Genomic DNA, 4633 nt, shown 5'->3' with positions numbered 1-4633 from the left:
TGTTCTTCGCTGAACCGTAATCTCTTCATTCTGTCCGTCTCCTTCGTTGGGACGGACTCTACCTCAAAATGGAGGAGGAAACGGGTCTCAGGTCAAATGGACTCGCACAAACAGTGATCGTGGTGACAATATATCTCGACGCCATAGATTTTATGTATCCAAGATGGTCGCCAACCTCGACGAATTGAAGCCCAAAGATCCAACTCGTTCATTCGGTGATACTATACGGCGAATATTGTTTTTTGAGCAGGAAAAGCTTTGTGCGGTTTGCATGAAGGAGGTAGCCTTTGACGATATGGAGGTACACCACATCACACCACATTCTCAAGGTGGCAAAACATCGTTAAATAACGGAGCGATTGTCCATAAAGCTTGTCATCCGAAGTCTGAACAAGAGGTATCAGCGTTTTACGAGAAGTGGAGACTTAGGAAGTCGTATCTCCATCAAAAGAAAATGCAGGACAGAGGTTTTAGTCAACCACCAGAAGCTGGAACGGACTACGAACAGGACGGCGTGGTCATTCCACACGGAACCCCCGCCAAGATGGAGTACCAAAACGGTGAGCAGGTGTATGAAGGAAGGTTTGAAGATGGTGTTTTGATGGTCAACGGTCTTGCTTATTCATCATTGTCCTCAGCAGCGAATGCCTTGGCTGTTACCAAAAATGGCAAGAAAACAAATTTGAACGGTTGGCTATATTGGAAAGTCTTACTTCCCGGAGACGATCATTGGACGCCCGTTAGGTCGCTCCGAGACAGAGCCGAAAGCAAAGACCAAGAATAGAAGCGCCGCGGATCGAACGATACCGAACCATCGGCATTATTTTAGTGCACTTTGCGCCATGGTAACTGATCTTCAACCGCCACCTTCGCCGCGTTCACAAAGTCCCGTTCCTCGTCTGTCATCACACGCCAAAACCTCGATACTGATGCGATGGTCGTTAGAACCGCGATCACGCCTTCCGCTGACCGAAGATGCTCACCTGCTTTCAACTGCGTCTCCAACGTATCCAGACGCGTCTGGATCTTCATACGAACGTTCATGCACTCTCCTGATGTGAGGGATGTTCACGATCAGGAGGGATCGTTGGATGATTTGGATGGCAACATGGCCAAGCAAACTTTTCATTTTTGAAAAGTGGCGCGCTACTCCTCCAAGAAGAAATCCTCGTCAATGCGATGAAGTTCGAAAACCTTTCGCACCCGAACGCCGACCCCTCCTTCGATCATCAGATCCACTAGACGATGACCGTCGATGGTGATGACCCGCGCATTGACCGTCTTGAGATACTCCAACGCGTTCGGAGAGAAGCGGGAAGTCGTCACGAAGACGCCCTTGTGGCTGACACGCCAGCAAGCGTTCCGACGAACGCCTGCAACTCTGGACGACTGACCGCGTTGTCGGGCGCATAACGCTTTGCTTGCACATAGACCACATCCAGACCGAGTTTGTCTTGGTGGATGATACCGTCGATGCCGCCATCACCAACTTTGCCCATGACCTCTGCCAGCGTATCCGATCGACCGTATCCCAGACTGGACAACAGACGAACGACGAGTTGCTCGAAGAACGCGGGCGAGTTCTGCAAGATGCGCTCGAGAATCTGCTCTTTGAGGTCTGCTTCGAGTTCTTGGTATGCACTGCCAATAATCTCTTCTGGACTCTGATCGCTTGCAGAGACGGTAGTGGTGGGGGTCGTTTCGTCATTCGTGCTTCTCGTGCCCTTCCGATTCATGAAGTCGATGAACGCAGGGATTTTCTTGAGATAGGCGAGGTTCAGGTTCTGAAGGTCTTTGTCCAGAACTGTCCGCCCCTCGTGAGTTATGATGAAATGTCCGCGCTTCGGTCGTTCAATTAAACCTGCCTGAACCAAGTAAGTGATCGCCCATTGAACCCGACTTGAAATGAGCGTCGTCTGTCCGGACGGAATCGTCTCGTCGCGTTCTTCGTCAGTTAGGTTCAGTTCATCAGCGATTGCCGCTACTGCGTCACGGACGCGCTGCTCTGTGATTGCCCGCTCAAGGATCATCGGCATCAAGTCTTCATAACTGGGAACGGGCACTTCGCTGCTCTCAAATCATTGGTTTCAATATGAATGATAGCATCGGACGCGTGGCACATCTATGCTGTCGAAGCGGATCGTTTTTGCGCTCTGTCGAGGCACACACCCGATCTAGACAGCACACAATCGCGATGCACAAAATATGGCGCACTTCGGAAATTGCGCTATAAATTACTGATATTATTGTATTTTATTTTTGTTCACATATTGCAAATCCGTGTACACCGGTTCGATTCCGGTACTCGCCTCCACTTAATCGTTTTGACGGAAATCTTCCAAATATTCCAATGTAGCCCATGTTTTACAGGGGCTTATAAGCCAATCTGGGTGTCAAACTGTTTGAATTCCTGTGTTAAGCGGCACGATGATTCACGATGTAATGCACATGCCCGCGCGGCGGCAGTTTTCAGTTCGAAGGTTCTGTTCCCAACGATGGGCGATCCGTGTTGGGTTTCGGCCCTGGGAAAAATTGCGTCTGGACTCACGACAGATCAACGGCTGAACGCCGTCCCACAAGCGAAGTGTTGAGACTGATGAGATTATTGAGGCGGCTCCTTCCAATACCCACCGAAGCTTGAGCGACGATGATCTACACGATATTGCGATCCAGTGGAGACGCGATTTTCAACTGAACAACAGACAGTTGTCCCAAGGGATATGTTTCCCGATGCCTCCGACAGCGAAACGCGAATTGGCGGCGAAGCCAGCAACACCATCATGAGCTCCGGAACCGAAGTCGAGGCTTCGTTGCCATGGCCGTTCGGGATTGGATCAAAGCCGTCGGCACAAAAACGGCTGACATAGAACCGGGTGCTCCCTTGGGGAACGGATCCTGCGCAAGCGTCAACGCCAGCTTCAGGGATGAGTTCTTGAACGGTGAAATCTTCTGCAGTTTGCGAGAGGCTCAAATCCTGATCGAAAAATGCAGGAAACACCACCACACGAAACGCCCAAATAGGGCTCTGGGTTACCGCCCACCGGCCCCGGAAACCTTTATCCCGATGGCCTCCAAGGCCAGTCATGCCCTCACAATCAAATTGAACCACTCACGTGGGGCTGATCAGTGGACGGATCAGCGACGCGATCAAGTTCGCGAGAGACACGCACGCCGGCAACGTTCGTGTCTACGGCGGTCGCCAGACGATCCTGGCCCAAGTCATTGATGATGCTCCGCACCCGGAACCGCAGCCCATCTTCCAGCGCGTCCGGCATGAAATCACGCGACGATATCTGGCTAGGTCCTGATGCAATGGCCATGGCCGTCCTTGCGTTTCAAATTCACCTCACGTGCGACGCCCGACGCAACAGCGGCCTATTTTTCGAAGATCCTGGCGAGATGACGAAGACCTCAGCCCATTGACACGTGCAATCCCTCCAACAATTCTGGGCGCAACCAGCCGGCAGGCAGCCTGTGGCGTGTCGGTCATCATCGGAAATCAAACGGTATAGCGGCCCTGCATTTTCACCCGCTCATCCTCGCAAGGACCGGAGCCCGCCAACCGTTTTTAACCGCCGGCCAAAGGCAAGTCCCGTCCTCTGAAACCGCACTAAAGCACAAGATCCCCGGCATCCGCGCCACCAACGATATAGATCTGTCCGTCCACAATGGCATCGCCGTTGACGTCCATGCTGACAACAGTCACGTCCAAACCGCTGCGCACAACGTTCAGAAGCGTCAACTCGCCAGCCGTTCCGGTAAAACCCGCAACCACGGTGAAGGCGTCATTCGGGAGCGTGCCCGCAACCGCGTCGATCTCGAAAAGGCTGATCATATCCCCTTCCGAGGCATCGAAATCGCGGATTTCATCACGCCGAAACGATCCCACGCCCAGGTCGGAGATTTCGCTGAAGACAAACATATCGGCCGCCGGTCCGCCGAACAGAAAATCCCGCCCGACACCACCATTCAGGGAGTCTGCTCCAGCCCCCCCGATCAGCGTATCGCTCCCATCGAGCCCAAACAATGTGTCGTTTCCTGTCGACCCCTCGATCCGGTTTCCGTGCACCTGTGTTCCGGTCAACCTGTCGTCACCGGGTGAGCCAAAGACGTTTTCAATCGCAAGCAACGTGTCCGTGCCGCCTCCGCCCGTCGCTGTGCCAAGCTCAAGATTGACCGTCACAGCGGCCGCGAGCCCGGTGTAGTACACGGTATCAAAGTTGGTCCCGCCATCAATCGTGTCGTCACCGGGGCCACCAAACAATCGGTCTGCGAAACTGCCCCCCGCAAGCGCGTCATCCCCTTCGTCGCCTTCCAGCCGATCCTCGCCCGCCCCACCGGTCAGCGTGTCATCGCCCCAGCCACCAAGCAGCGTGTCGCTGCCGCCCTGCCCGTCGACCACGTCCGGCCCGGCACCACCTTCGATAACGTTGGGAACCCCATCACCGCGCAGGATATCGTTGAACGCAGAGCCGCGCAGGTTCTCGATGCTGGTCAAACTGTCGCCGGCTGCATCGCCACCACCGGCAAAGCCAGCGCCAAGGTTGATCGCCACGCGCGCGCCCGACTGCTCATAAGATGCCGTGTCGCTGCCGCCCTGCCCGTCGACCACGTCCGGCCCGGCACCGCCCTC

4 protein-coding genes and 2 pseudogenes are annotated in these 4633 nt (G+C 54.3%); 2 read left to right on the top strand and 4 right to left on the bottom strand.

All coding sequences use genetic code 11. The annotated features are described in order from the left end of the window. Positions 1-163: 163 nt before the first annotated feature. Positions 164-784 (top strand): HNH endonuclease, encoded by a 621-nt coding sequence (locus J1C49_RS21300; protein ID WP_227447830.1) that lies wholly within the window; start codon positions 164-166, stop codon positions 782-784. Between the two features lie 41 nt (positions 785-825). On the opposite strand, the gene J1C49_RS21295 is transcribed toward J1C49_RS21300, so the two are convergent. Both J1C49_RS21295 and J1C49_RS21290 read right to left on the bottom strand, forming a co-directional pair. Next, entirely contained in the window at positions 826-1044 is a 219-nt protein-coding gene (locus J1C49_RS21295) for a hypothetical protein (RefSeq protein WP_227447829.1), read from the bottom strand. A 102-nt stretch (positions 1045-1146) separates the two neighbouring features. Beyond that, a pseudogene (locus J1C49_RS21290) lies at positions 1147-2030 on the bottom strand (restriction endonuclease). Between the two features lie 776 nt (positions 2031-2806). Between J1C49_RS21290 and J1C49_RS21285 the strand changes: the two are divergent. Then, a pseudogene (locus J1C49_RS21285) lies at positions 2807-3076 on the top strand (transposase); the annotation flags it as partial. Between the two features lie 19 nt (positions 3077-3095). Here the strand turns inward: J1C49_RS21285 and J1C49_RS21280 are convergent. Both J1C49_RS21280 and J1C49_RS21275 read right to left on the bottom strand, forming a co-directional pair. After that, on the bottom strand, positions 3096-3320 hold the full coding sequence (locus tag J1C49_RS21280) for a hypothetical protein (RefSeq protein WP_227447828.1): 225 nt from the start codon (positions 3318-3320) through the stop codon (positions 3096-3098). Between the two features lie 290 nt (positions 3321-3610). Beyond that, positions 3611-4633: calcium-binding protein (locus tag J1C49_RS21275; protein WP_370639446.1), on the bottom strand; the 1023-nt coding region annotated here is incomplete at its 5' end.

It is taken from the genome of Cognatishimia sp. F0-27, assembly GCF_020667845.1.
Classification (GTDB): domain Bacteria; phylum Pseudomonadota; class Alphaproteobacteria; order Rhodobacterales; family Rhodobacteraceae; genus JAFMPQ01.
Note: the sequence above shows the minus strand (reverse complement) of the source record. Positions and strands in the feature narration are given on the sequence as shown.

Excerpts from the sequence above, each read along its gene's own strand:
- J1C49_RS21300 (WP_227447830.1), top strand. The coding sequence starts at position 164 with ATGGTCGCCAACCTCGACGAATTGAAGCCCAAAGATCCAACTCGTTCA.
- J1C49_RS21295 (WP_227447829.1), bottom strand. The coding sequence starts at position 1,044 with ATGAACGTTCGTATGAAGATCCAGACGCGTCTGGATACGTTGGAGACG.
- J1C49_RS21280 (WP_227447828.1), bottom strand. The coding sequence starts at position 3,320 with ATGGCCATTGCATCAGGACCTAGCCAGATATCGTCGCGTGATTTCATG.